The following is a 22,165-nucleotide window of genomic DNA, read 5'->3' on the forward strand; positions in this document are numbered from 1 at the left end:
TCCGATTTTTGCCGCTGCCGCCCGCGCGCCGCAAGCCCTGCCATTGCGGGGGGCAAAGATCAACGGTATGCGGATTTCGAAAATATGTCATACGAGGGGACAGGCAGATGACACCGATCCGCGCGGCGGCGGCCGCCCTGCTGCTGGGATGCGCCCCGGTTCAGGCCGCGCCCGATCTGGTGCTGGCGCTTGGCGGCGAGCCGGACACGGGCTTTGATCCGGTGCTGGGCTGGGGCAGCTATGGCACGCCGCTCTTCCAGTCCACCCTGCTGCGGCGCGATGCGGATCTGGCCACCGTGCCCGATCTGGCCACAGACTGGGATCTGTCGCAGGACCGGCTGACATGGACCATCTCGCTGCGCCCGGATCTGCGGTTTTCCGACGGCACGCCGCTGACCGCCCATGACGTGGCCTTCACCTATGAACAGGCCAAGCGCGCGCCCGGCGCCCATGACCTGAGCGTGATGGTGCAGGCCCGGGCGCTGGACGATCACCATCTGCAGATCACCCTGAGCCGCCCGTGGATCACCTTTGCCGAAACCTTCTACACGCTCGGCATCGTGCCTGCCGCCAGCTACGGCCCGGATTATGGCCGCGCGCCGGTGGGCAGCGGTCCCTACCGGATGGTGTCATGGACCGAGGGCGAGCAGCTGATCGTCGAACGCAATCCGGCCTATCACGGCACGCCCGGCGCCTTTGACCGGCTGACCTTCCTGTTCACCGGCGCCGATGCTGGGCTCGCGGCGGCGCGGGCGGGGGCGGTGCATCTGGTCTCGGTGCCCGCGCAGCTGGCCGATGCGCGGCCCGAGGGGTTCCACGCCGTGACAGCGCGCACGGTGGACAATCGCGGGCTGAGCCTGCCCTTCCCGCCGCCGCGCGACGAGGCGGGGCGGCGCATTGGCCATGCCGTCACCTCCGACCCGGCGGTGCGGCGCGCGATCAATCTGGGCCTCGACCGCGATCTGGTGGTGGATGTGGCGCTGAACGGCCATGGCACGCCCGCCTTTGGCCCCGCCGACGGTCTGCCATGGGCAGGGCCCAAGGACCGCATAACCCCCGACCCCGAGGCGGCGCGGCAGCTTCTGGATCAGGCGGGCTGGATCCCCGCCGCAGATGGCATCCGCGCCAAGGACGGCCAGCGCGCCGCCTTCCCGGTCCATTACCCCGCCTCCGATCCCACCCGGCAGGCGCTGGCCGAAACCGTGGCCGAACTGCTGCGCCCCTTGGGGATCGAGGCCACGCCCAAGGGCGGCAGCTGGGACAGCATCGAACGGGTGATGCATGCCGAACCGGTGATCTTCGGCTTCGGCAGCCATTCGCCGTTTCAGCTTTACAGCCTTTATGCCGCCGGTCTGGGCGGGGTCGGCTACATGAACCCCGGCTTCTACGCCAATCCGCAGGTAGAGCAGCTTTTTGCCGAAGCGCAGGCCGCCCCCAGCCTCGAAGCCTCCTTCCCGATCTGGGCCGAGGCTGCAGCGCAATACGGGCTGGCGGGCGACAATGCCTGGGCGTGGCTGGTCAATCTGGATCATGTCTATTTCGCCAATCCTTGCCTGGATCTGGGGCAGACGCAGATCGAACCGCATGGCCATGGCTGGCCCGTCACCGCGACGCTTGCGCAATGGCGCTGGACCTGCGACTGACCATGCGGGCGCTGCGGCTTCTTGCGCGGCAGGTGCTGCTGCTGACCGTCGTGGCGCTGGCGGTCTTTGCTATGATGAAGGCCTCGCCGGTGGATCCGGTCACCGCCTATCTGGGGCCCGCGATGGCGCGGGTGGGGCCCGAACAGACCGCGCAGATCGCCGCCGCATGGGGGCTGGACCAGTCGCCCGCCACGCAATTCCTGCGATGGGCCGGGCAGCTGTTGACGGGCAATGCCGGGCACAGCACCGCCTATAACGCGCCGGTGACGCAGGTTCTGGCAGAGCGCGGGCTGGCCTCGCTGGCGCTGACGGGGCTTGCATGGGCGCTGTCGGGGCTGCTTGGCTTTGCGCTGGGGCTGGTCGCGGGCACCACCGAAGGCCGCTGGCCGGACCGGATCATCCGGCTCTGGTGCTATCTTCTGGCGGCCACGCCGACCTTCTGGCTGGGGATGCTGGCGCTCGCGCTCTTCGCGGTCACTCTGGGCTGGGCGCCGGTCTGCTGCGCGGGGCCCATCGGCCTGCCCCCCGACGAGGTGACGCCGGGCCAGCGGCTGGCGCATCTGGCGCTGCCGCTGGCGGTGCTCACGCTGTTCGGCGTGGCGCAGATCGCGCTGCACACCCGCATGAAGGTGATCGAGGTTCTGGCCTCGGACTATGTGCTGCTGGCCCGCGCGCAGGGGGCGGGCCTGCCCGACATCCTGCTGCGCCACGCCGCGCGCAATGCCGGGCTGCCCGCGCTGGCAGCCCTTTTTGCCACCACCGGAGAGATCATCGGCGGCTCGGTTCTGGCCGAACAGGTCTTTGCATGGCCGGGGCTGGGCCGCGCCACGGTGGAGGCGGGGCTGAAGGGCGATGTGCCGCTGCTGATGGCGATCGCGCTGCTGACGGCGCTGGTGGTGTCCTGCGGCAACCTTCTGGCCGATGCGCTGGCGCGGCGGATGGATCCGCGCCTGACCGGGGCGGCATGACCGGGCGGCTGCGCCTGATCGCGGCGGCGGGGCTTGCCGCTGCCCTGATCCTTGCGGTGGCGCTGGCGTCATGGGGGCTGGGCGCGCGCGGCATCGCCGCCGATTTTGGCGCGCGGCTGCTGCCGCCGTCGCCCGCGCATCCCTTCGGCACCGATCACATGGGCCGCGACCTGCTGGCGCGCAGCCTGCACGGGCTCGCGCTCAGCCTGCGGGTCGGGCTGGCGGCGGCGGGGCTGTCGGCGCTGATCGCGGTGGCGGTGGCGGGTCTGGCGGGGCTGGGGCGGCGCGCCGATGCGGTGGCGGGGTTTGTCACCGATGTGATGCTGGCGCTGCCGCATCTGCTGCTGCTGCTGCTCTTGTCCTTCATGCTGGGCGGCGGCACGGCGGCGGTGATCCTTGCCATCGCGGTGAGCCACTGGCCCCGGCTGGCGCGCATCCTGCGCGGCGAACTGCGGCAGGTCATGGCGATGCCCTATGTCGAAACCTCGCGCGCGCTGGGGCGTCCGCGCCGCTTCGTGCTGGTCCATCACGTGCTGCCGCATCTGGCGCCGCAGCTGCTGGTGGGGGTGCTGCTGATGTTCCCCCATGCCATCCTGCACGAGGCAGGGCTGACCTTTCTCGGCTTCGGGCTGGACCCGTCGCGCCCGGCCACGGGCGTCATGCTCGCCGAGGCGATGCGCCATCTGGGTGCGGGCCGCTGGTGGCTGGCGGTCTTTCCGGGGGCCATGCTGCTGGCGCTGGTGCTGGCCTTCGATCTGCTGGGCGGCAGCCTGCGGCGGCTGCTCTCTCCGGCAGAGGCGCGGCTCTGATGCTGGTGCTGCGCGATGTCACCATCACCTTTCGCCGCTATGCTGGCCTGCTGCGGCAGGTGGAGGTGCCGGGGGTGCGGGGCGTGTCGCTGCGGCTGGCCCCGGGCGAGGTGCTGGCGCTGGTGGGCGGCTCTGGCGCGGGCAAAAGCCTGATCGCCCATGCCATTCTTGGCCTGCTGCCGCGCAATGCCCGGCTGCGCGGCACGCTGGAGTTTGACGGGCAGGTGCTGGGCCAACCCTATCCGCCGGGGCTGCGCGGGCGGCGCATCGCCTTTCTGCCGCAGCAGGCCTCGCATCTCGATCCCACGGCGCGGGTGGGGCGGCAGCTGGCATGGGCGGCCCGCCGCGTGGGCGCGCGCGCCGATCTGGGCGCGCGGCTTGCCGCGCTGGCGCTGCCGCAGGGCACGACGCGGCTTTACCCGCACCAGCTGTCGGGCGGCATGGCGCGGCGGGTGCTGGCGGCGGCGGCGGGCGCGGGGCAGCCCGATCTGCTGATCGCCGACGAGCCGACCGTGGGGCTTGATCCCGCCAGCGCCGCCCGCCTGCTGGACCGCCTCCGCGCCGAGGCCGCGCGCGGGGCGGCGGTGCTGCTCATCAGCCATGACCTGCCCGCGATCCTGCCGCTGGCGCATCGCGTCGCCGTGCTGGCCGAGGGCGGGATGCGGGCCGAAGAACGGGCGGCGGATTTTGCGGGCCAAGGTGACGCGCTCTCCAGCGCCTATGCCCGCGCGCTGTGGCGGGCGCTGCCGCAGAACGGCTTTGACCCCGATGCTTGAGGCGCGGGGCATCACCGCCGGGCATGGCCGCGCGGCACCGGTGCTGGCGGATCTGTCGCTGCATCTGGCGCGGGGCGAAATCCTTGGCCTTGCCGGGCCCTCCGGCTCTGGCAAGACCACGCTGGGCCGGGTGCTGGCGGGGCTGCACCCGCCGCGCGCGGGCAGGGTCACGCTGGACGGCGCCCCCCTGCCCCGGCGCGGCCCCTGTCCGGTGCAATATGTGGCGCAGCATCCGCAGATGGCGATGAACCCGCGCTGGCGCATCAATCGGGTGCTGGCCGAGGCGGGGCCGCCCGATCCGGCGCTGGCGGGGCTGCTGCAGGTGGCGCCCGACTGGCTGGACCGGTTTCCGCAGGAGCTTTCCGGCGGGCAGCTGCAGCGGGTGGCGCTGCTGCGCGCGCTTGGCGCGGCCCCCCGCGTTCTGGTCGCGGACGAGCTGACCGCCTCCATGGACGCGCTGTCGCAGGCGCGGATCTGGCAGGTGCTGCGCGATCTGGCAGAGCGGACCGGGCTTGCCGTGCTGGCCATCAGCCATGACGCGGCGCTGCTGGACCGCATCGCGTCCCGGATCCTGCGGCTCCCCTAGCCGCAGGCGGGCGCCCGGCGGACCGGACGCCCAAGAGTGCTATCAGGCCATGCGCAGGCGGCGGCGGCGGCGCAGATGCACCGCCAGTTCCACCCCCGCCAGCGCCAGCATCGACAGGCCCACCAGCGGAAAGAACAGCCCCGCCGCCACCGCCATCAGCAGCAGCATGCGCGGGATGCGCCAGTCGGTCGGCACCTGCGGCACGCCCAGCGATCCCGAGGGGCGGCGTTTCCACCACATGACCGAGGCGGAGAGGCAGAGCGCGATCATGGCAAGGCAGGCCAGCAGCAGCACGATCTGGTTCAGCAGGCCGAATTCCTGCCCCATATGCACGCTGATACCCCATTCGGCCCAGCGTCCCAGCGTGCCCAGATCGGCCAGATCCGCATCATACAGCACGGCGCCGCTATACTGATCCAGATGGATCACCCGTTCATAGGTGATGTCATCGGGATAGACCGAGGCGGTGAACACCCCTTCCGGCGTGCCGGGGATGGTGACGGCATAGCCGGGCACGAGCCCCAGATCCTCGACCCGCGCCACGACGGTGTCGAGCGGCTGCACCGGGCCTTCGCTGGCACCGGACAGCGGCAGCGGCTGGTTTTCCATGATCCATGGCGCGCGATCCACCGCGTCTTTCACCGGCACGGTCGAGACGGGCGCCCCGGACCAGTAGCCATCGGGGATGCCCAGCCCCAGCGCATAGGAATAGTCGTAGAACTTGCCGCCCCAGACCCCCGACCATGGCAGGCCGGTCAGCGCCAGAAACACGATGAACATGCCGCTATAAAGCCCGGTCACCGCGTGCAGGTCGCGCCACCACGGGCGCCCGCGCGTGGCCTTGATCCGCACGGTGCCAAGCCTGCTGCCGCGCGGCCACCACAGATAGGTGCCGGTCGCCACCAGCAGCACCATCCAGCCCGCCGCCGCCTCGATCAGGCGGTTGCCGAACCAGCCCACGTAGTCAAGCGAGTGCAGCTTGCGCACCACGAACATCGCAGGGCTGCCCGCCGCCCCGCCATCCCAGAGCGTGCCAAGCACGGTGCCGCGATAGGGATCGACATAGACCGTGTCGCGCAGCCCGTCTTCGCCCAGGATGTCGACCTCGGCGCTGCGGTCGGGCGCAGGTGCGGGGCTATAGGCGCGCAGCGTGCCGGGATGCGCCGCAAGGGCGGCTTCGGTGATCTGCGAGGGCAGCAGCGGCGCGGTTGTTGCCGGGTCGACAAAGCGCAGCGGGCGATAGGCGGCGTCGTTGATCTCGTCCTTGAACAGATAGATTGCGCCGGTCACGGCAAGGATCAGCACGAAAGGCAGGATCAGCAGTCCTGCGATGAAATGCCAGCGCCAGATGGCACGGTAAAGCGCGGCGCTGGCCGCGCGCGGGGAAGTGTCGGTCATGAGGTCAGTCCTGAAACCCCGCCGTCGAGGGCGGGCAGATGCCAAGGATCGGGGCGCGCGGAAGCCCCGCGCGCGGTCCGGTGCGGTCAGCACGGCCTGCGGGCCGTCAGGTCAGGACCGGCGGTGCCCTTGGCGAATGACAGAGCCTGCGCGCCTGTGCGGCGCGGTGCAGATCGGCAAGCCTGCGCCAGCCGTCATGCGGCACCAGCGCCGCCTCGCGCCCGGTGGCCCCGAAGACCGGCGCCTCGGGCAGGCCGTGGCACAGCGGGCAGGTCAGCGCATGGCCCGCCTCCTCGCCGCAAAGATCACCGGCGGCAAGCCCGTAGATCTGGTCGAGCATCTGCAGGGCGACCGTGTCGCGGTCCGGCGCCATGGCGCGCGCCGAGCCGACCCCGGTCCCCCCAAGGAGGACCGCAAGCAGGACGGCAAGAACAGCTGTGGCGCGCCGGATCGACATGGCCCTCACATGCCACGCGGGCGCGCGGCGGAAAAGCCGAAACACTGTCGCAGGCGGCGTTACAGATCCATGTCGAGCAGCACCGAGGACAGGCATTTGCCATGCGCGTCCAGCGCCAGCGACCGGGTGACGCCGCCGGTCAGCGCGCCGCGCAGCACGAAGTTCAGCGCCTGCAGCTGCGGCAGGACATGGCGGGTCACGGACGCCTCTGGCTGGCCCAGATGGGCGGCAACCCGCGCCGGGGTCAGATCGGCCAGCAGGCGCGGGAAATCCTCCGCCCGGTAGGCGATGACAGAGATGTTGGACACGTCGCCCTTGTCGCCGGTGCGGCCATGGGCCAGGTCATGCAGGCGCATGCTGCACCTCCTCCAGTTCGGCGCGCACGGGTACCTGCCCTGCGGGCATCAGCGTCGAGGCGATGGCCACGATCTCGCGCAGCGTGGTTGTGACCCCGCCCCCGGCGGCGGGACCGCAGAGGTAAAGCGCCTCCACCTCCTCGGCCACGCTCTGCGCGGTCAGCCGGTCGGCGCAGCGCGCGGCATAGCGCAGCCGCACCTCGCGCGGGGCCTCGGCCTGCGCGCCGATCAGATCGCCGCGCCGTTCAAGGATCGCCGCCTCGCGCAGCCGCTCGTCCAGAATCTCCAGCCCCAGTTCTCCGCGCGCCACGCAGTTCGCCCCCGCATAGGAGATCTGCCCCTCTCCCAGCCAGCCGTCACGATAGCCGACCGAGACTTTCAGCAGCCCCGAGGGCGCCTGCCCTGCGGCCCCCGCCACGCGCACCCGGTCCGGGCCGATCTGGTCCAGCGTCACGCCGGAAAAATCCGCGATGACATCGGGCTGCATGTAACGGGCGGGATCGTGGATTTCATAAAGCAGCTGTTCGGTGCAGGTGGCGCGGCTGACAAGGCCGCCGGTGCCCGGCAGCTTGGTGATGACAGCCGTGCCATCCTCCGCCACCTCGGCCAGCGGAAAACCCAGATGCGCGAGCCCCGGCACGTCCTTCACGCCGGGATCGGCGAAATAGCCCCCGGTGATCTGCGCCGAACATTCCAGCAGATGCCCGACCAGCGTGCCCCGCCCCAGCCGGGTCCAGTCATCCATGGCCCAGCCGAAGTGATGGACCAGCGGCGCAAGGAACAGCGCCGGATCGGAGGCGCGGCCACAGATCACGATATCTGCCCCCTGCGCCAGCGCCGCCACGATGCCGCCCACCCCGATATAGGCATTGGCCGAGATCAGCCGCGCCCCCAGATCGCGGGCGGGGCGCCCGGTCTCGTCCAGCACCTGCCCGCCGATGCGGTCCAGCACATCATCGCCGGTGACCGCCGCCACCTTGAGGTCGAGCCCAAGCTCGGCCACGACGGCGCGGGCGCGGGCGGCGGCGGCGCGGGGATTGGCCGCCCCCATATTGGTGACGATGCGCGTGCCTGCCTTGGCGCAGGCGGGCAGCACCGCGCGCAGGCGCCGTTCCAGCCGGGGATCGAAGCCTGCGGCGGGATCGGCCAGCCGGGCCTGCTGCGCCAGCGCGATGGTGCGTTCGGCGAGGCATTCGAAGACCAGAAAATCCAGCCCGCCGCGTTCGGCCAGATCAACCGCCGGGCCGATGCGGTCGCCCTGAAACCCGGCGCCTGCGCCAATGCGGATCGTGGTCATGCCAGCGCCCTTTTCTGTCTGTGCCCCAGATGGCGCGCGCCAAAGAACAGGGCCAGCGCCAGAAACGGCGTCGCCACATGCGGAAAGATTGCCAGCCCGATCACCACCAGCAGCAGCGCCACATCCACGCCGCGCCGCCCGGTCAGCGGCGCCCCCGCCAGAAGGGCGGGCACCGCCAGCACCAGCGCCAGCCCCGCGAACACCGCCTCGAGGATGCCGAGCGCGCCGCCCTGCAGCAGCATCCCCGGATAGAGCAGCAGCAGGAAGGGCACGATATAGGTGACCGCCCCCAGCCGCACCGCCTCGCCCGCGGCGGGCAGCCAGTTGGTCTTGGCGATGCCCGAGGCCACAAAGACCGCCACGCAGACCGGCGGCGTGATCACCGAGATGGTGGCGAAGTAGAACACGAAAAGATGCGCGGCCAGCGGATCGACCCCCACCGCCGTCATCGCGGGCGCCAGCACCGCCGCCACCAGCACATAGGCGGCGGTGGTGGGCAGGCCCATGCCCATGATCAGGCAGACAAGCCCCACGATCCCCGCCACCAGCACCACGGAATCCCCGGCCAGCGCCACGATCAGCGAAGACAGCGTGACCCCGATCCCGGTCAGGTTGATCATCGACACCAGCACCTGCGCCCCCGCCAGCAGCACGCCGATGATGACCATGCCGCGCCCGGCATCCTCCAGCCCGTCCAGCACCCGGCCCGCCATGGCGCGGGGCCGCAGCTGCCCGGCCTGCGTCAGCACGAAGGCCAGCAGCAGCCCGATCACCCCGTAAAACGCCGAGGTGGAGATGGAGCGGCCCAGCCAGATGCCGATGCCCAAGCCCCCAAGCGCGCAGAGGATCGGCGCGACCCGGCGCGGCGCGAGGATGGTGCCCCATGCGGGCAGATCGGCCTCGGGCACCACGGCAAGCTCGCGCCGCACCGCCACAAAATGCACCGTCACGAAGACCGAGACATAGAACAGGATCGCGGGCAGGATCGCGCCCATTATGATGGTGGTATAGGGCACGCCCAGAATCTCGGCCATGACGAAGGCCGCAGCGCCCATGATCGGCGGCGCGATCTGCCCGCCCGTCGAGGCCACCGCCTCGACCGCGGCGGCGAAGGGGCGCGGATAGCCAAGCCGGATCATCATCGGGATGGTGAAATTGCCCGTGGTCGCCACATTGGCCACGGCGGATCCGGAGATCATGCCGAAAAGCCCGCTGGCGATGGTGGCGATCTTGGCGGCACCCCCCGGCTGCCGCCCGCCAAGCCGCATCGCCAGATCCATGAAGGCCTGACCGCCCCCGGTATGCAGCAGCAGCGCGCCGAACAGCACGAAGGCCGCGATCACCGTGGCGGCCACGCCGGTCAGCATCCCCCAGATGCCCAGATCCCCCAGAAAGATCGTCTCGGTCACGAAGGCGCTGTCAAAGCCGCGATGCCGCAGCGGCCCGGGCAGGTGATTGCCGAAAAGCGCATAGCCCAGCCCGAGCAGCACCAGCACCGGAAAGATCAGCCCGACCGTGCGCCGCCCCAGTTCCAGCACCGCCAGCACCAGCCCTGCGGTCAGCACCATGTCAAGCGTGGTGGCCCATGGCAGGGTGGTCATGATGGCGTCGTAATTCCAGACCACATAGCCACAGGCCGCCAGCACCACGGCGGACAGCGCCAGATCCAGCGCCAGCCCCGCCGGGCGCCAGCGCGTGCCAGCCCCCAGCGGATAGAGCGCAAAGCCAAGGCAGCAGACCAGCGCCAGAAACAGCGCGCGCTGGATCAGCCCCTCGAAGGGGCCGGTGGCCGCCGTGTAGAAAACGAAGGCGCCCACGAGGATCGCCAGTCCTTTCTGGACGCGCTCCGCGGTCATGTCATTCGGCCTTCAGCTTGGCGGGGATCTCGATGCCCTGTTCCTCGAACCAGCGGGCGGCGCCGGGATGCAGCGGGATGCTGCCATAGTCCAGCGTCATCTGCGCAAGGCTTTCATCCTTGAGGCTTGCCATGGCATTGGCCTGCGCGGTCTGGTCGGCCATCACCGCGCTGACGATGGCATAGGCGGTGTCGGCATCCATGCTTGACGGTGCCGCGACACCCACGCCGAAGGCCCATGTGGTATAGGCGGGAACGCCTTCTGCCGCGCCTTCGGGAATGTCCACCACCGCCAGATCCGGCATTTCGGTGCGCAGCGTGTCGGCCTGTTCCGGGCTCAGCCCCAGCACCGCGATGTCGGTGGTGGTGGCCACGTCCATGGTGGAGCCGTCCAGTTTCAGCCCGGATCCGGATTTGACATAGCCCGCCACGCGGTTGTCCTTGATCGCATCCACGATGTCGGTGGTCGAGCCGCGCACGTAATCGGCAGTCAGGCCCAGCGTGTCGAACACGGCTTCGGTGGTGCTTTCCGTGGCGCTGCCCTTGATGCCGGGGTTGAAGCGCACCTCGGCCAGAGCTTCGAGGCTGTCGACCCCCGCATCCTGCCGGACCACCACGTTCTGCGGCGCGTTGCTGTAGACCCAGAGCAGGCGCAGATCCTGCGCGTTGCCTTCGAAATCCTTGGTGCCGCTATAGGCGTGCTGCGCGGTGTTGGTGGTGACCAGACCCAGATCGACCTGCCCGCGCGCCATGCGGCGGATGTTGTCCATGGTCGCGCCGGTTTCCACCACGCTGGCGCGCAGCCCTTCGGCGTTTTCGTTGATGATCTGCCCCACCGCGACGAAATAGCCGTAATGGCTGGACGAGGCCGAGGTGGATCCGATCAGCAGATCCGTGTCCTGCGCCAGCGCGGGGCCCGCAAGCAGGGTGGCGCCCAGCAGGGCGGCAAATGCGTGTTTCATGGTATCCTCCCAAAAACCCCCTCCTCGGGGTCAGGTCATGATGCCGCAGGGAGTCCATTGCGAAAACAGACAAGATCTGCACAATTGCTGCATGACACGCAACAATGCCACCCTGCAGGACTATCTCGCCGTGCTTGCCCTTGCGCGTGGCGGATCGTTCCGCGCCGCCGCCGAGGATCTGGGCCTGTCGCCCTCGGCGCTGTCTCGGCAGATCGCGGCGCTGGAGGACCGGCTGGAGGCGCGGCTTTTCGACCGCGACACCCGCAATGTCAGCCTGACCCGCAGCGGCGAGGTCTTTGCCCGCATCGCGGAGCGGATGGTGCATACTGCGCAGGACGCGCAGGCCGAATTTGACGCGCATCTGTCGGCGCGGCACGGGCATCTGACGATTGCCGGGCTGCCCTCGGTGACCACGGCGCTGCTGCCGCGCATCCTGCGCAGCTTTTCCGCCGCCCATCCCGACATCGACCTGCGCATCATCGACGCGCTGTCGGGCAGCGTCATCGAGGCGGTGGAGACGGGGCGCGCCGACCTGGGCTTTGCGGCGGGCACGGTGTCGGCGCGCAGCCGCCTGTCCTTCCTGCCGCTGATGGATGATGCCTTTGTCGCCATCGGCGCCCCCGACGGACCCTTGGCCGAAGACCGCGCCTATGACTGGGCCGAACTGGTGCGGATGCCGTTCATCGCCATGGCGCAGGGCACGTCGGTGCGCGAACTGCTCGACGGTGCCTGCCTGCGGCTGGGGCAGCCGCTGTCGCCCCGGTTCGAGGTGGCGCATCTGGCCACGGCGGGGGCGCTGGTGGCAGAGGGGCTGGGCGTGTCCGCCCTGCCCGAACTGACGCTGCCGGTGCTGCGCACCGACCGGCTGATCCGTCGTCCGATCCGCGATTTTGGCGCCAAGCGCCGGATCGGGCTGGTGCGCCGCACCGGGCGCTCGCTCACCCCCGCCGCACAGGCCTTTCTGACCCATGTCACGCGCGAGACGACCGGCTGACCGCCCGCGTGCTTAGCCCAGACGGCTTTCCAGCTTCTGAAGCAGGGCGCGGCGCCCGGCCCGGCTGCGGATCTGGTCGGTGTCGATCTTGGTCGCAAGGATGGTGGGCGCGCCCTCCTCGTCAAAGCTGACCCGATACTGGCGCGAGGCCCCGACCAGCGACCAGCGCGCCGCGGTGGCCGCCACCACGACGATGGTCACCGTTTTCAGATCGCTGACCGGGATCGGCTGCGAGGCGGATCTGTGCAGCAGGATATCAAGCGTGCCGATGCTCATGAAATTGCCGCTGGCCAGCGGACCCTGATTGGTGGCCTCGCCGGGGTTGTTCAGTTCGCGGTCGTTCATTTCGGTGCGGTCGGTCACCACCGCTTCGGTCGTGCCCTGCTCGGTTTCGAGCCGGACCAGAACATCGACGATGAACACCGGCTCCAGCCCCAGATTGGCCACGAACCAGCTGGCCTTCGTCCCGGCCCCCGCGCCCAGCGAAATGATGATCTCGGGGCGGCGCTGGCGCCGGAAACTGATGAGAAAGACCTGCAGATAGATGATCCAGACCAGCGCCGTCAGGCCGCTGAGCATCACCTGCAGCGCGTCGCTATGGGTTGATAACCATTCAAACATGATCGTCGCCTTCTTCTGAACCTGCGCCGGAGCCGCGCGGCCTCCGGCCTGTCCCGCGCCAGCCTGCGCGGGTCGTCAGGCCCTGCCCGCAGGCAGGACCGGCCCCGAGGGTGGCAGCGCTCAGCCCGCCGGCCAATGCTCCGGCACGTGGCGGCGCAGCTCGTCCAGCCACGGACCCGCCACGCTGTCGGAGGGCGCGCGCCAGTCGCCCCTCGGGCTCAGCGCGCCGCCCGCGCTGACCTTCGGCCCGTTCGGCAGCGCCGAGCGCTTGAACTGGCTGGTGGCAAAGAACCGCACGAGGAAGCGTTCCAGCCAGTGGCGCAACGTCTGCAGGTCGTATTCGTTGCGCTTGGCCTGCGGAAATCCGTCCGGCCAGACCCCCTGCGCCGCGTCATGCCAGGCATGCCATGCCAGAAACGCGACCTTGGAGGGTGCGGCGCCGTAGCGCATGATGTGGAACAGGAAAAAGTCGTTCAGCTCATAAGGGCCGATCATCGACTCCGTGCTCTGGATCTGCTCGCCCTCGCCTGCGGGCACCAGCTCGGGCGAGATTTCGGTGGCAAGGATCGCCTCCAGCACCGCATCCGTTTCGGGATCGAACTGGTTGGTGCGGGTGGTCCAGCGGATCAGATACTGGATCAGCGTCTTCGGCACGCCCGCATTCACCGCGTAATGGCTCATCTGGTCGCCCACGCCATAGGTGCACCAGCCAAGCGCAAGCTCGCTCAGATCACCGGTGCCCACGACAAAGCCGTTCCGCTGGTTGGCAAGCCGGAACAGATAGTCGGTGCGCAGCCCCGCCTGCACGTTCTCAAACGTGATGTCATAGACCGGCTCGCCCCCCGCAAAGGGATGGTCCATGTCGGCCAGCATCTGCCGCGCGGCGGGGCGGATGTCGATCTCGTCGGCGCTGACCCCCATGGCGCGCATCAGCTTCCACGCGTTGTCCTTGGTGGCATCCGACGTGGCAAAGCCCGGCATGGTGAAGGCAAGGATGTTCTTGCGCGGCAGGCCGATCCGGTCGCAGACCTTGGCCGCGACGATCAGCGCATGGGTGGAATCGAGCCCACCCGAAATGCCGATGACCATGGTGGTGCCGCGCGTGGATTCAAAGCGGCGGCGCAGGCCCTCCACCTGAATGTTGAACGCCTCGAAACAGTCCTGATCCAGATGGCTCGCGCGGTTCGGCACATACGGGAACCGTCGCACCGGACGGATCAGCCCGGCCTCGGCGCGGTGCGGCTGGTGGTCGAACAGGATCCGGCGGAAGCTGGGCGCCTTGTGGCGGGCGGCATCGTCGAAGCTGCCGGTGCGCATCCGTTCCGACTGCAGCCGCCCGGTATCCACATCGGCCAGTGTCAGCTGCGGCTCGGTCGGGAAGCGGTCGGATTCCGCCAGAAGATCGCCCAGTTCATAGATCATCCCCTGCCCGTCCCAGGCAAGGTCGGTGGTGCTTTCGCCCGGACCTGCCGCGGAATAGACATAGGCGGCAAAGGCGCGCATGGACTGCGACTGGCAGAGCAGATGCCGGTCCGACGCCTTGCCGATGACGATGTTGGAGGCCGAAAGATTGGTCAGGATCAGCGCCCCCGCCATGGCCGCATCGGCAGAGGGCGGCGCGGGGGTCCACAGATCCTCGCAGATCTCGGTATGGAAGATCAGGCCGGGCAGGTCGGAAGCCTCAAAAATCAGATCGTCGCCGAAGGGCACCCGCTGGCCCGCCACGGCGATCTCGCCCGCCAGCCCGCGGCCATGGGCAAACCACCGCTTTTCGTAGAATTCGCGGTAATTCGGCAGGTAGGATTTGGGCACGACGCCAAGGATGCGCCCCCGCGACAGCACCACCGCGCAGTTGTAAAGCCGCCCGTCGCGCCGCAGCGGCGCCCCGATCAGGATGACCGGCGACAGACCGGCGCTGGCTTCGGCCAGCGTGGCAACCGCCTGCTCCACCTCGGAAAGCAGCGCCTCCTGCAGATGCAGGTCATCGATGGCATAGGAGGACAGGCAGAGTTCGGGGCAGACCAGCAGATCGGCGCGGGCCTGATCGGCGCGCCGCATCTGGTCCAGCATGCTGTCGCAGTTGAACCGGACATCCGCAGGCCGCACCTGCGGCGTGCTGGTGGCGACGCGCACGAAGCCGTGGCGGTGATAGGCGGCAAAGGAGCTTTTGGTGCGATCTGTCATGCGACAGCGCTTTCCAGCATATCCAGCACGGTTTCAAGGCATCTTTGCCGGATCGGCTCCCGCCCGATGGCCCCAAAGGACTCCTGCCGGTGCCGGGTGGGCCCGCCTTTCCGGGCCAGCGCGAAATGCACCAGCCCCTCTTCCCGCCCCTCGCCGGCAGGTCCGGCATAGCCGGTGACGGAAACCGCAAGATCCGCGCCCGACCGCATCAACGCCCCGTCCGCCATGGCCACCGCCACCTCCTTTGACACCGCGCCACAGTCTTGAAGCAGGCGGCGGTCCACGCCAAGCAGTTCCTGCTTGGCCGTGTCGGTATAGGCGACAAATCCACGGTCAAAGGCGTGCGAACAGCCTTCGATATCGGTGACCAGCGCCGCGACCAGCCCGCCAGTGCAGCTTTCCGCCGTGGCAAGCGTCAGGTTACGGTCGCAGGCCCGCGCCAGCACATGCGCCGCGCGGGTGGCAGTCAGATCAGTGGTTTCCGGGGCGTTCATCTTGGGGTCTGACATCCTGTTTTCTTTCTGGAAGGGCCGCCCCAGAACCATGAACCCCTCCGACTGTTCCCGCCCCGCCTCAGGCGCGATGGCAGATCACGGCAGAGCCTGCGCGCCGGTCGGGCTGCGCCGCCGCGCAAGATTGCGCCCGTCCGGCACGGGATCCTCAAAGGAGTGCGGTCATGGCGGACCCCCGTCCGGGGGTCGCGCAGGATCAGTCCCGGAAGACTGCGCCCTAGACCACCGGCACCTCGAAATAGCCCGCACTCCGGAGGTCGGTCAGCAGATCGGGACCGCCGGGCTGCCAGCCAAGCCGCGCGCGGGTCCGGTCGCCGGACGCGGTCTGGTCAATCGTGGCGAAGGGAAAGAACCAGCCGAAATGGGCGCGCGCCTCCTCCTCGGACAGCGACATGCTTGGCACGCCAAGCCCGGTCGCGATCGCCTCCGCGATCTGCCGGAACGGCACGCCCGCCTCGCCCACGGCATGGCAGATCTCGGCGCTGGGGCCCTGTTCGACAGCCAGACGATAAAGACGGGCGGCATCCTGCACGGCCACGGCGGGCCACAGATTGGCCCCCTCGCCGATATAGGCGGCACGGCCCGTCCGCCGCGCGATGTCGATCAGCATCGGCACGAAGCCATGATCACCCCGGCCATGCACGCTGGGCGGAAGGCGCAGAAGCGTCACCGGCACACCCTGCGCGCGTAGCGCATCCGCCGCCGCTTCCGTGGCCCGCGGATAGGCCGCGGAGGGCGGGAAGGCGCGGTCGGTTTCCACCGCGACCGCACCGGCGGTGTCCAGAAAGGCAAGCCCCGCCGTCACCACCAGCGGCTTGCCCGTGCCCGCCACCGCCGTGCCAAGCGCCTCGATCGCCCGGCGGTCGATCTCGCAGGCCTCCGCGAAGCGCGGAAAATCGTGCAGGAACCCCGCATGAAGGATGGCGTCGGCGGCCCGCGCGCCCGCGACAAGCCGGTCGGGCATCGCAAGATCGCCCCTCAGCACCTCCGCCCCGGCGGTCTTCAGCTGCGCCGCGCTCCGGTCGGACCGCGCCAGCCCCAGAACGCTGTGCCCGTGGGCCTGCAGGTCGCTGACGACTGCCGCGCCGACAAACCCTGTGGCGCCCGTGACAAATATTCTCATGACAAACTTTCCTCTCGTGTCCGCAGACACTCTGGGGCAGTCTGACTGCTATTAAAGACGTGACATTATAGGGGTATAATGACCACCACCCTCGACAGCGCGGCGGCGGGGCACCGGCTTGGCGCCTTTCTCAAGGACCGGCGGGAGCGGCTTGATCCCACGGCCTTTGGCTATACGGGCCGTCGCCGGACCCCGGGCCTGCGGCGCGAGGAGGTCGCGCAGCGCGCCTGCATCAGCACCACATGGTATACATGGCTGGAACAGGGGCGCGGCGGGGCGCCGTCGCCGCGCGTGCTCGACAGTCTGGCCAAGGCGCTGATGCTGAGCGAGGCGGAGCGCGAGCATCTGTTCCTTGTCGGCATCGGGCGTCCGCCCAAGCTGCAGCCCCGCGCGCCAGAGGGGATCTCGTGGCGCCTGCAGCGGTTTCTAGACGCGATGCCGCTGATCCCGGCCACGGTCGCCACGGCCACATGGGATGTCATCGGCTGGAACCGGGCCGCGCAGCTTGCCCTGACCGATTACGCCGCGCTGCCGCCGGAGGGGCGCAATATCCTGCGGCGCATGTTCCTTGATCCTGCCACCCGCGCCGCCCAGACCGACTGGCAGGGCGTGGCGCGTTTTCTGGTCGCGACCTTCCGCGCCGAAACCGCCCGCGTGGGCGAAGACGGAGCGGCGGCGCGGCTTGTCGCCGAGCTTTCGGCGGCAAGCGAGGATTTCGCGCGCATGTGGGCGGATCATGACGTGCTGACCCCCGGCGAAGGCGCCAAGACAATCCGCCATGCCACCGCAGGAGAGATCAGCTTCGAATTCTCCTCCTTCGCGGTGGATGGCCGACCTGATCTCAAGCTGATGATCTACACTCCGGCCAGCGCTGGCGATGCGGAAAAGATGCGCGGCCTTGCCGGTCCGGACGGGCTGGCCTGACCCATGCCGTCTTGCGCGGTTGCGGATCCGGCCCGGCCCGCCCAAGACGGGCTCAGGCACCACGCAAGGAGGAAAGGCAGACTGCCATGCAAAAGGTCACCGTTGCGATCGCGGGGTTCGGGGGCGTCGGGCGCGCCACGGCAGAGCTGCTTCTGTCCCGGCGCGCGCGCTACCGCGAGGTTCATGGGGCGGATGTGCGGCTGGTCGCGGTCTGCGGCTCCCGCGCCGGTCTGGCAGGGCCGCAGGGGCTGGAGGCGCACCAGCTGACGTCGCTGCAGGAAGGGCTGACCGGCCCGGAATTTATCGCGCAGAGCCAAGCCGATATCCTGATCGAGGCCGGGCCTACCAATTTCCGCACCGGCGGCCCCGGGCTCGCCTATATCGAGGCGGCGCTGTCGGCGGGGCGCGACACTATCGTCATCTCCAAGGGCGCGCTGGTCTATCGGGGGCCGCATCTGCGCCAGATCGCGCGGCAGACGGGCGCGCTGCTGAAGCTCAGCGGCGCCGCCGCCGCAGCCCTGCCGACCATCGACCTTCTGCAGACCAGCCTTTCCGGCAGCAGCGTGCTCAGGCTCGACGGCATTCTCAACGCCACCACCAATGTCCTTCTGGAGGCCATGACGGTCCGGGGTCTTGGCTTTGACGCGGCGCTGGCAGAGGCGCAGGCAAACGGCATTGCCGAGGCCGACCCCCGCAACGACATCGAGGGCTGGGACACCGCCTGCAAGCTGCTGCTGATCGCCAATTTCGGGCTGGGTGCCACGCTGACCATGGCGGAGGTGAGCGTGGACGGGCTGCACTCCCTCACGCCTGCGCAGATCGACGACTGGCGCGCCCGCAGCGTGGTGCCCAAACTTGTCGGCAGCCTGACGCGCGAGAAAGAGCGGTTCCGCGCCGAGGTGAAGATCAGGACCTTCCCGCCCGATGACCCCTTCGCGCGGGTGAGCGGCAAGGCCAAGGCCATCCGCATCATCACCGACGCCATGGGCGAGACGCTCGCGATTTCCGACGCGCCGGAGCCTCTGGCCACCGCCGCCGCCGCGCTGAAGGATCTTGAACAGATCCTCGCCGCCAGATCCGCCTGACCGACGGACCCCAAGGCTGCCATGGCTCTGCCCATCCGGGCTGCGCGGTGCTGCCGGAGCGGGACAGGGCACCGGTCCGGGCCGGATGATCACCGCAGCGGGCCGCACAAGATTGGATCTGAGAACAAAGGCGCCCCTGTCCACCGCGCGGCGGAAGGGCTTGCCGCCCCTGAGGCCACAACCGGCCCCGAGATCCCGCGGCAGTCTGGCCAAAGGCGCGGCGGATGCAGCTTTCTGGGCGCCGCCCGCGCTTCGGGCCGCAAATGCCGCGACGCCGTGCCGTGGCGGAGCCGGAGGGACGCGCCCCCCTTGCGGGCAAAGCGGTGGTCACGACGCAGCACATCCTGCGGGGCACCGGCTAGGGGCAAGGCCGCGCGCCCCGGTCAGTCGGGAACCCGCACCACCATCTCGATCTCGATCTTCAGGTCGGGACGGAACAGCGCGCTGATGCCGATGCCGGTCAGGCTGGGCATGGCATCGCCAAGAAAGGCGACCAGCGGCGGGAACACCTCGGCGGCCTTTTCCGGTGTCCAGTCGACGATATAGGCGCGCAGGCTGACGATATCCCCGGATGCGGCGCCGACGCTGTCAAGACAGCTGCGCAGGTTCCGGCACACGATCTCTGTCTGCGCGGCCAGCGATGGCGGCGCCATCTCCACCCCCCGCTGCCATGCGATCTGTCCGGAAAAGAAGGCGAGCCTGCCCCCGTCCACAAGGGTGCCCTGCGCATGGTGGTTCTGGCTGGCATCAAAAAGCCCGGCGGGGTTGAGCCGGATCAGCGGTCTGGTCATGTCGGTCTCCTGCTGACCGGCGCGGCGCCGGTCGTGACTGTGGTCCTGTCCAGATAAGCGATCCTGCGCGGAACGGATGTCCGGCCAGTGCTGACCGGAAGTCACGCCTGCCGCCGCTGGACGCCCGCGACCGACCGAGGCTAGGGTTCCGCCAGCCCACGGAGCCGCCCGCATGACACCCGCCCCAGACATCCGCCGGACCCCGGCATGACGCCCACCAAGGTGAACGAAATCGTCATCTTCATGGCGGTGGCGGAGGCGGGCAGCTTCGTGCGCGGGGGCCGCAGCCTTGGCCTGACCGGATCCGCCGCCAGCAAGGCGGTGGCCCGGCTTGAAGCCCGGCTGGGGGTGCGGCTGCTGCACCGCAATTCGCGCTCGGTCCGGGTCACGGAGGAGGGGCAGGCGCTGATGGAGGGGGGCCAGCGCATCCTTGACGCCATCGAACAGGCCGAAGCCGCCGTCGCGGGCCCCGTCGGCACGCCGCGCGGCCTGCTGCGCCTGACGGTGCCGGATGCCTTCGGTCGCCGGATGATCCTGCCGCTGGTGACGCGGTATCTTGAGGCATGGCCGGACGTCCGCGTGGACATGGCGTTTTCCGACCGCACGGCGGATATTGTCGCCGAAGGTTTCGATCTGGCGATCCGCATCGGGGCAGAAACCGCGCCCGCCGGGCTGATGTCGCGGCGGATCGCCAGTTACCCGGTCTGGCTCTGCGCCGCGCCCGGCTATCTGGCGGCGCAGGGCACCCCGTCACAGGCCGAGACGCTCGGCCGCCATGACTGCATCCTGTTTCGCAGCGGTACGCTGACGCAGGACTGGCATGCCCATGACCCGGATGGCCGTCTGCACAAGCTGCCGGTGCGCGGACGGCTGCGCATGGACAGCGCCCATGCGATCCGCGAGGCGGCGCTGGCCGGGCAGGGCATCGCGCTTCTGCCCGCCTTTCTCATCGACGAGGACATCGCCCAGAAGCGGCTGGTGCGGGTTCTGCCGGATCTGGAGCTTGGCACGCTGCGCATCGTCGCGCTTTACCCCAGCCGCCGCCTGCTGGAGCCGCGCGTGCGCCGCTTCATCGACTTTCTGGCCGAGGAACTGGGCCGCCGCTAAACGGCGGGTTCCCGGGATAGCTCAGGCTCTGGCCCGACGCAGCGCGCTGTTCTGACGCAGGCGTTCGGCGGCAAACTCCATGAAGGCCCGCACCTTCGCCGCGCTGCCCCGCCCGTCGGCCCGGACCAGATGGATCGGCAGCGCCTCCGGCGCCTCGGCGTCAAGGACGGTTTCCAGCGCGCCGCTTTCAAGGTCGGGCCCCACCTGATAGGACAGCACCCGGCTCAGCCCCCAGCCCTGCCGCGCGATCTCTATCGCGGCGGCGATGCTGCTGACATTCAGCTGCGGCCGGATCGCGACGGCGGGCCCGCTGCCGAACCGCCATTCCCGCGCCGAACCACCCGTCCCGATCGACACCAGCCGGTGCCGCGAAAGCTCGGCGGGGCTTGCCGGTCGCCCGTGCTGGCGGAAATAGGCCGGGGCGCCGCAGACGATGCGCCGCACCTCCCCAACCCGGACCGCAACAAGGCCCGAGGAGGGCAGCGGGCCGATCCGCACGGCAAGGTCGAACCCTTCCTCCACCAGATTGACGACGCGATCCACCATCAGCACATCGGCACTGACTGCCGGGAAGCGGTCAAGAAACTCGGTCAGCAGCGGTGCGACATAGATCCGCCCGAATTCCTGCGGGCAGGTGATCCTGAGCTGCCCCACCGGTCTCTGGGCCGTGCCTGCGGCCTGATCGTCCGCCGCCTGAAGCTGGGCCAGCACGTCGCGCACCTGTTCAAGATAGGCGCGCCCGGTCTCGGTCAGCCGGACCTGCCGCGTCGTGCGGGTCAGCAGCGCGGTGCCAAGCGCGGTTTCGAGCGCATGCACCGCGCGCGTGGCGGTTGGCGCGCTGACCCCCATCGCCCGGGCACCCCCGGCGAAGCTTTCCGCCTCCGCCACGGCGGCAAACAGGCTCAGGGCATGCAGACGGTCCATCGCGGCGCATCATTTCAGATTTGGTAATTCAGGCATTCACGATCGACCCATTATTGCAGGATGTAAAGGCTGCTACGTGTCGAGGGCACCCGGATGATGCCCCCGCAGAGGAGAGTTCCCATGGCCGACGCGCTGCCCGCCGCCCCCGTCACATTGTTCCGCACCCCCAAATCGGGGCACTGCCACCGGGTCGAGCTGATGCTCGCGCTGCTTGGCCTGCCCTATGAGACCGTCGATCTTGACATGACGCAGGGGGCCCACAAGGCGCCCGGGTTCCTGATGATCAGCCCGCTGGGGCAGGTTCCCGCCATCGACGACAACGGCACGCGGCTGAGCGATTCCAATGCCATCCTCGTCTATCTTGCCGCGCGCTATGGCAAGGAGCCGCTCTGGACCGGCATCAGCCCGGCGGAAAAGGCCGAGGTGCAGCGCTGGCTCTCCATCGCGACGGGCGAGATCGCGGCAGGGCCCTGCGCGGCGCGGCTGGTCACGCTGTTCGGGGCGCCGCTGGACCATGAGGCGGCAAAGGCCAAGGCGCATGATCTGTTCAGGGTCATGGAAACGCATCTGCAGGGCCGGGACTGGCTGGCCACGGACCGCCCGACGCTCGCCGACATCGCAGGTTACAGCTATATCGCCCATGCCCCCGAGGGCGACGTGAGCCTTGCGCCCTATCCGACGCTCCGCGCGTGGCTCGCGCGGATCGAGGCCCTGCCAGAATTTGTCGGCATGGCGCGGTCGCCGCAGCTGGCCTGACGCCCTGCCCCCCCCTGCCCCCAGCGATCCGCCCGGC

At 69.5% G+C, this 22,165-nt stretch carries 22 protein-coding genes; 10 read left to right on the plus strand and 12 right to left on the minus strand.

Features of this window, described 5'->3' with window-relative positions:
• The first annotated feature begins 107 nt into the window (after nucleotides 1-107).
• The 5 genes from VK682_RS08460 to VK682_RS08480 are packed head-to-tail and all read left to right on the plus strand — an operon-like array spanning nucleotide 108 to nucleotide 4,782.
• Nucleotides 108-1,643: an ABC transporter substrate-binding protein gene (locus tag VK682_RS08460; RefSeq protein ID WP_230795501.1), complete on the plus strand. Its 1,536-nt coding sequence runs from the start codon at nucleotides 108-110 to the stop codon at nucleotides 1,641-1,643.
• Nucleotides 1,622-2,611, plus strand: a complete 990-nt coding sequence (locus VK682_RS08465) for an ABC transporter permease (protein WP_230795502.1) — start codon at nucleotides 1,622-1,624, stop codon at nucleotides 2,609-2,611. Before VK682_RS08460 ends, VK682_RS08465 begins: the two co-directional genes overlap by 22 nt.
• Nucleotides 2,608-3,420: an ABC transporter permease gene (locus VK682_RS08470; RefSeq protein ID WP_230795503.1), complete on the plus strand. Its 813-nt coding sequence runs from the start codon at nucleotides 2,608-2,610 to the stop codon at nucleotides 3,418-3,420. Before VK682_RS08465 ends, VK682_RS08470 begins: the two co-directional genes overlap by 4 nt.
• Nucleotides 3,420-4,196 carry an ATP-binding cassette domain-containing protein gene (locus VK682_RS08475; protein WP_230795505.1) on the plus strand — a complete coding sequence of 259 codons (777 nt, stop codon included), beginning with the start codon at nucleotides 3,420-3,422 and terminating at the stop codon, nucleotides 4,194-4,196. Before VK682_RS08470 ends, VK682_RS08475 begins: the two co-directional genes overlap by 1 nt.
• On the plus strand, nucleotides 4,189-4,782 hold the full coding sequence (locus VK682_RS08480) for an ABC transporter ATP-binding protein (RefSeq protein ID WP_089849142.1): 594 nt from the start codon (nucleotides 4,189-4,191) through the stop codon (nucleotides 4,780-4,782). Before VK682_RS08475 ends, VK682_RS08480 begins: the two co-directional genes overlap by 8 nt.
• Nucleotides 4,783-4,824: 42 nt before the next feature.
• Here the strand turns inward: VK682_RS08480 and VK682_RS08485 are convergent, their stop codons facing one another.
• The 6 genes from VK682_RS08485 to VK682_RS08510 form a co-directional block, all read right to left on the minus strand.
• Nucleotides 4,825-6,180 carry a PepSY-associated TM helix domain-containing protein gene (locus tag VK682_RS08485; RefSeq protein ID WP_324781672.1) on the minus strand — a complete coding sequence of 452 codons (1,356 nt, stop codon included), beginning with the start codon at nucleotides 6,178-6,180 and terminating at the stop codon, nucleotides 4,825-4,827.
• Between the two features lie 106 nt (nucleotides 6,181-6,286).
• A complete protein-coding gene (locus VK682_RS08490) occupies nucleotides 6,287-6,637 on the minus strand; it encodes a hypothetical protein (RefSeq protein WP_324781673.1) in 351 nt (116 codons plus the stop codon).
• A gap of 59 nt (nucleotides 6,638-6,696) precedes the next feature.
• On the minus strand, nucleotides 6,697-6,993 hold the full coding sequence (locus VK682_RS08495; protein ID WP_089849136.1) for an AtuA-related protein: 297 nt from the start codon (nucleotides 6,991-6,993) through the stop codon (nucleotides 6,697-6,699).
• Nucleotides 6,980-8,290, minus strand: coding sequence for an acyclic terpene utilization AtuA family protein (locus tag VK682_RS08500; RefSeq protein ID WP_230795510.1), 1,311 nt, complete (start codon nucleotides 8,288-8,290; stop codon nucleotides 6,980-6,982). Before VK682_RS08500 ends, VK682_RS08495 begins: the two co-directional genes overlap by 14 nt.
• Nucleotides 8,287-10,146 (minus strand): TRAP transporter permease, encoded by a 1,860-nt coding sequence (locus tag VK682_RS08505; RefSeq protein WP_089849132.1) that lies wholly within the window; start codon nucleotides 10,144-10,146, stop codon nucleotides 8,287-8,289. The genes VK682_RS08500 and VK682_RS08505 overlap by 4 nt, the downstream gene beginning before the upstream one ends.
• A 1-nt stretch (nucleotide 10,147) precedes the next feature.
• Entirely contained in the window at nucleotides 10,148-11,107 is a 960-nt protein-coding gene (locus VK682_RS08510) for a TAXI family TRAP transporter solute-binding subunit (RefSeq protein WP_230795512.1), read from the minus strand.
• 91 nt (nucleotides 11,108-11,198) lie between these two features.
• Between VK682_RS08510 and VK682_RS08515 the strand changes: the two genes are divergently transcribed.
• On the plus strand, nucleotides 11,199-12,101 hold the full coding sequence (locus tag VK682_RS08515) for a LysR family transcriptional regulator (RefSeq protein WP_165616855.1): 903 nt from the start codon (nucleotides 11,199-11,201) through the stop codon (nucleotides 12,099-12,101).
• A gap of 12 nt (nucleotides 12,102-12,113) precedes the next feature.
• Here VK682_RS08515 and VK682_RS08520 read toward each other — a convergent pair whose 3' ends face one another.
• The 4 genes from VK682_RS08520 to VK682_RS08535 all read right to left on the minus strand — a co-directional run bounded on the left by VK682_RS08520 (nucleotide 12,114) and on the right by VK682_RS08535 (nucleotide 16,541).
• Entirely contained in the window at nucleotides 12,114-12,722 is a 609-nt protein-coding gene (locus tag VK682_RS08520) for a hypothetical protein (protein WP_230795513.1), read from the minus strand.
• 120 nt (nucleotides 12,723-12,842) lie between these two features.
• A complete protein-coding gene (locus VK682_RS08525; RefSeq protein WP_230795514.1) occupies nucleotides 12,843-14,906 on the minus strand; it encodes an NAD(+) synthase in 2,064 nt (687 codons plus the stop codon).
• On the minus strand, nucleotides 14,903-15,415 hold the full coding sequence (locus tag VK682_RS08530) for a CinA family protein (RefSeq protein ID WP_230795515.1): 513 nt from the start codon (nucleotides 15,413-15,415) through the stop codon (nucleotides 14,903-14,905). Before VK682_RS08530 ends, VK682_RS08525 begins: the two co-directional genes overlap by 4 nt.
• A gap of 220 nt (nucleotides 15,416-15,635) precedes the next feature.
• A complete protein-coding gene (locus tag VK682_RS08535; protein ID WP_230795516.1) occupies nucleotides 15,636-16,541 on the minus strand; it encodes an SDR family oxidoreductase in 906 nt (301 codons plus the stop codon).
• 78 nt (nucleotides 16,542-16,619) lie between these two features.
• On the opposite strand from VK682_RS08535, the gene VK682_RS08540 reads away from it, so the two are divergent.
• A complete protein-coding gene (locus tag VK682_RS08540) occupies nucleotides 16,620-17,465 on the plus strand; it encodes a helix-turn-helix transcriptional regulator (RefSeq protein ID WP_230795517.1) in 846 nt (281 codons plus the stop codon).
• 86 nt (nucleotides 17,466-17,551) lie between these two features.
• Complete coding sequence (locus VK682_RS08545) at nucleotides 17,552-18,550, plus strand: homoserine dehydrogenase family protein (protein ID WP_324781674.1); 999 nt, start codon at nucleotides 17,552-17,554, stop codon at nucleotides 18,548-18,550.
• A 383-nt stretch (nucleotides 18,551-18,933) separates the two neighbouring features.
• Here VK682_RS08545 and VK682_RS08550 read toward each other — a convergent pair whose 3' ends face one another.
• The gene (locus tag VK682_RS08550) at nucleotides 18,934-19,341 is read right to left on the minus strand and encodes a RidA family protein (RefSeq protein ID WP_089849114.1); all 408 of its coding nucleotides are present in this window, start codon (nucleotides 19,339-19,341) and stop codon (nucleotides 18,934-18,936) included.
• Nucleotides 19,342-19,548: 207 nt separating this feature from the next.
• Here VK682_RS08550 and VK682_RS08555 point away from each other — a divergent pair, with 207 nt between their 5' ends.
• Nucleotides 19,549-20,448 (plus strand): LysR family transcriptional regulator, encoded by a 900-nt coding sequence (locus VK682_RS08555; protein WP_324781675.1) that lies wholly within the window; start codon nucleotides 19,549-19,551, stop codon nucleotides 20,446-20,448.
• 21 nt (nucleotides 20,449-20,469) lie between these two features.
• Here VK682_RS08555 and VK682_RS08560 read toward each other — a convergent pair whose 3' ends face one another.
• The gene (locus VK682_RS08560; RefSeq protein ID WP_324781676.1) at nucleotides 20,470-21,372 is read right to left on the minus strand and encodes a LysR family transcriptional regulator; all 903 of its coding nucleotides are present in this window, start codon (nucleotides 21,370-21,372) and stop codon (nucleotides 20,470-20,472) included.
• A 120-nt stretch (nucleotides 21,373-21,492) separates the two neighbouring features.
• Between VK682_RS08560 and VK682_RS08565 the strand changes: the two genes are divergently transcribed.
• Nucleotides 21,493-22,128: a glutathione S-transferase family protein gene (locus VK682_RS08565; RefSeq protein ID WP_324781677.1), complete on the plus strand. Its 636-nt coding sequence runs from the start codon at nucleotides 21,493-21,495 to the stop codon at nucleotides 22,126-22,128.
• Nucleotides 22,129-22,165 lie beyond the last annotated feature (37 nt).

This window comes from Salipiger marinus (assembly GCF_035481585.1).
GTDB classification, from domain to species: Bacteria; Pseudomonadota; Alphaproteobacteria; order Rhodobacterales; family Rhodobacteraceae; genus Salipiger; species Salipiger marinus.

Excerpts from the sequence above, each read along its gene's own strand:
- VK682_RS08460 (WP_230795501.1), top strand. The coding sequence starts at position 108 with ATGACACCGATCCGCGCGGCGGCGGCCGCCCTGCTGCTGGGATGCGCC.
- VK682_RS08465 (WP_230795502.1), top strand. The coding sequence starts at position 1,622 with ATGGCGCTGGACCTGCGACTGACCATGCGGGCGCTGCGGCTTCTTGCG.
- VK682_RS08470 (WP_230795503.1), top strand. The coding sequence starts at position 2,608 with ATGACCGGGCGGCTGCGCCTGATCGCGGCGGCGGGGCTTGCCGCTGCC.
- VK682_RS08475 (WP_230795505.1), top strand. The coding sequence starts at position 3,420 with ATGCTGGTGCTGCGCGATGTCACCATCACCTTTCGCCGCTATGCTGGC.
- VK682_RS08480 (WP_089849142.1), top strand. The coding sequence starts at position 4,189 with ATGCTTGAGGCGCGGGGCATCACCGCCGGGCATGGCCGCGCGGCACCG.
- VK682_RS08485 (WP_324781672.1), bottom strand. The coding sequence starts at position 6,180 with ATGACCGACACTTCCCCGCGCGCGGCCAGCGCCGCGCTTTACCGTGCC.
- VK682_RS08490 (WP_324781673.1), bottom strand. The coding sequence starts at position 6,637 with ATGTCGATCCGGCGCGCCACAGCTGTTCTTGCCGTCCTGCTTGCGGTC.
- VK682_RS08495 (WP_089849136.1), bottom strand. The coding sequence starts at position 6,993 with ATGCGCCTGCATGACCTGGCCCATGGCCGCACCGGCGACAAGGGCGAC.
- VK682_RS08500 (WP_230795510.1), bottom strand. The coding sequence starts at position 8,290 with ATGACCACGATCCGCATTGGCGCAGGCGCCGGGTTTCAGGGCGACCGC.
- VK682_RS08505 (WP_089849132.1), bottom strand. The coding sequence starts at position 10,146 with ATGACCGCGGAGCGCGTCCAGAAAGGACTGGCGATCCTCGTGGGCGCC.
- VK682_RS08510 (WP_230795512.1), bottom strand. The coding sequence starts at position 11,107 with ATGAAACACGCATTTGCCGCCCTGCTGGGCGCCACCCTGCTTGCGGGC.
- VK682_RS08515 (WP_165616855.1), top strand. The coding sequence starts at position 11,199 with ATGACACGCAACAATGCCACCCTGCAGGACTATCTCGCCGTGCTTGCC.
- VK682_RS08520 (WP_230795513.1), bottom strand. The coding sequence starts at position 12,722 with ATGTTTGAATGGTTATCAACCCATAGCGACGCGCTGCAGGTGATGCTC.
- VK682_RS08525 (WP_230795514.1), bottom strand. The coding sequence starts at position 14,906 with ATGACAGATCGCACCAAAAGCTCCTTTGCCGCCTATCACCGCCACGGC.
- VK682_RS08530 (WP_230795515.1), bottom strand. The coding sequence starts at position 15,415 with ATGTCAGACCCCAAGATGAACGCCCCGGAAACCACTGATCTGACTGCC.
- VK682_RS08535 (WP_230795516.1), bottom strand. The coding sequence starts at position 16,541 with ATGAGAATATTTGTCACGGGCGCCACAGGGTTTGTCGGCGCGGCAGTC.
- VK682_RS08540 (WP_230795517.1), top strand. The coding sequence starts at position 16,620 with ATGACCACCACCCTCGACAGCGCGGCGGCGGGGCACCGGCTTGGCGCC.
- VK682_RS08545 (WP_324781674.1), top strand. The coding sequence starts at position 17,552 with ATGCAAAAGGTCACCGTTGCGATCGCGGGGTTCGGGGGCGTCGGGCGC.
- VK682_RS08550 (WP_089849114.1), bottom strand. The coding sequence starts at position 19,341 with ATGACCAGACCGCTGATCCGGCTCAACCCCGCCGGGCTTTTTGATGCC.
- VK682_RS08555 (WP_324781675.1), top strand. The coding sequence starts at position 19,549 with ATGACGCCCACCAAGGTGAACGAAATCGTCATCTTCATGGCGGTGGCG.
- VK682_RS08560 (WP_324781676.1), bottom strand. The coding sequence starts at position 21,372 with ATGGACCGTCTGCATGCCCTGAGCCTGTTTGCCGCCGTGGCGGAGGCG.
- VK682_RS08565 (WP_324781677.1), top strand. The coding sequence starts at position 21,493 with ATGGCCGACGCGCTGCCCGCCGCCCCCGTCACATTGTTCCGCACCCCC.